This window comes from Archangium sp., assembly GCF_036388035.1.
Taxonomy (GTDB): Bacteria; Myxococcota; Myxococcia; order Myxococcales; family Myxococcaceae; genus Archangium.
This window is the reverse complement of the sequence record NZ_DASVSO010001048.1, coordinates 1-1880: the sequence shown is the minus strand read 5'-3', so window position 1 is coordinate 1880 and position 1880 is coordinate 1. Positions and strand designations below refer to the sequence as shown.

The window sequence follows — 1880 nt, the reverse complement described above, 5'->3', positions numbered from 1 at the left end:
CCTCGCACCCCGTCGCGCTCCCGGAAGAGGACCGCGAGTTCAAGCGCTTCTAGGAGACGACCATGAGCGGACAGACAGCCATCGCGTCCTCGCAGTACCTCAGCTTCTTCCTCGCCGGGGAGGAGTTCGCCCTCGGCATCCTGCAGGTGAAGGAGATCATCGAGTACGACACGGTGACGCGCATCCCCGGCACGCCGTCCTGGGTGAGAGGGGTGTTCAACCTGCGCGGCAGCGTGGTGCCCGTGGTGGACCTCTCGGTGAAGCTGGGCATGCCGCCGGCCAGCCTCACCCGGTGGAGCTGCATCGTGGTGGTGGAGGTGAAGCTGGGGGGCGAGCGCGTCGTGCTGGGACTGCTGTCGGACTCCATCGGGCAGGTCATCGACCTGGGGCCCGGGGAGGTGGTGCCGCCGCCGTCCTTCGGCGCGCCGGTGCACGTGGACTACCTGGTGGGCATGGGCCGGCCGGGCGGGGCGCGCAAGTTCGTCCTGCTCCTGGACATCGACAAGGTGCTCAGCACCCAGGAGGTGCTGGCGGCCAGCGTCCTCCAGGCCCCGGTGGCCGCCCCCGCCGAGCCTCGGCCCTCGGACGCCCCGCGGGAGTCCTCGGGTGAGGTGGCATGAGCGAGGCCCTCGCGGAGCAGCGGCACAGCCCCCCTCCCTTCGAGCAGCCCCCGCTCAGCGAGCGGGAGTTCAGCGCCTACCAGCGGCTCGTCTATCGCGAGGCGGGCATCTGGCTCGCGCCCGCGAAGAAGGCGTTGCTGGTGGGACGGCTCTCGCGCCGGCTGCGTGAGCTGGGCGGGCTCTCGTTCGGCGCCTACCTGTCGCGGGTGGGCGAGGACGAGGCGGAGCGGGTGCGGATGCTGGACGCGCTGTGCACGCACGAGACGCACTTCTTCCGGGAGCCGAGGCACTTCCAGCTCCTGGAGCAGGAGGTGTTGCCGGGCTGGCGCGCGCAGGGGCACACCGGCGGCGGTGAGGGACGGCGGGTGCGGGTGTGGAGCGCGGGGTGCTCGACGGGCGAGGAGCCCTTCTCCCTGGCCATGGTGCTGCGCCACCACCTGCCGGCGAACGAGGGCTGGGAGATCGACATCACGGCGACGGACCTCTCCACGCGCATCCTGGAGCGGGCACGCCAGGCGACCTGGCCGTTGGACAAGGCCGGGGAGATTCCGAAGAACTACCTCCGGGCGTACATGCTGAAGGGCACGGGGAGCCAGGAGGGGCGGATGAAGGCGGGCCCCGAGCTGCGCGCCCTGGTGCGCTTCCAGCGGGTGAACCTGAATGAGGGGCACGGGGTGGTGGGGCGCTTCGACCTCATCTTCTGCCGCAACGTCCTCATCTACTTCGACGCGGCCTCGAAGGCCCGGGCGGTGGAGCGGCTGCTGGGCCACCTGTCGCCCCAGGGGCTCCTCTTCCTCGGACACTCCGAGAGCCTCACGGGGCTCGGCTGGCGCGTGCGCACGGTGATGCCTACCGTCTACGCGCCGCGTTCCTCCGCGCTGGAGGCCGCTGCTCGCGGGTGATGCATGGCCGAGGCGCTGCGGGTACTGGTGGTGGATGACTCGGCGGTGGTGCGTCAGGGCGTGCTGACGCTGCTGGAGCACGTGCCGGGCATGGTGGTGGAGGTGGCCTCCGACCCGCTCATCGCGCGGCAGAAGATGAAGAGCTACCAGCCGGATGTGGTGCTGCTGGACCTGGAGATGCCGCGCATGGATGGGCTGACGTTCCTGCGCGAGCTCATGCGGGAGGAGGCGCCGGTGCCGGTGGTGGTGTGCTCCGGGCTGGCGGGGCCGGGCTCGGAGATGGCGGCGCGCGCGCTGCAGGAGGGCGCGGTGGAGATCATCTCCAAGCCCATGTTGGGCGTCGGGGACTTCCTGCGCG

The 1880-nt window shown here is 71.2% G+C and carries 3 protein-coding genes; all 3 read left to right on the top strand.

All coding sequences use genetic code 11. The annotated features are described in order from the left end of the window. Window positions 1-62: 62 nt before the first annotated feature. Window positions 63-620: a chemotaxis protein CheW gene (locus VF697_RS43220; RefSeq protein WP_331104612.1), complete on the top strand. Its 558-nt coding sequence runs from the start codon at window positions 63-65 to the stop codon at window positions 618-620. Then, the gene (locus VF697_RS43215; RefSeq protein ID WP_331104611.1) at window positions 617-1522 is read left to right on the top strand and encodes a protein-glutamate O-methyltransferase CheR; all 906 of its coding nucleotides are present in this window, start codon (window positions 617-619) and stop codon (window positions 1520-1522) included. The genes VF697_RS43220 and VF697_RS43215 overlap by 4 nt, the downstream gene beginning before the upstream one ends. Before the next feature lie 3 nt (window positions 1523-1525). Beyond that, window positions 1526-1880, top strand: a 355-nt coding sequence (locus VF697_RS43210) for a response regulator (protein ID WP_331104610.1), incomplete at its 3' end; no start/stop codon positions are given.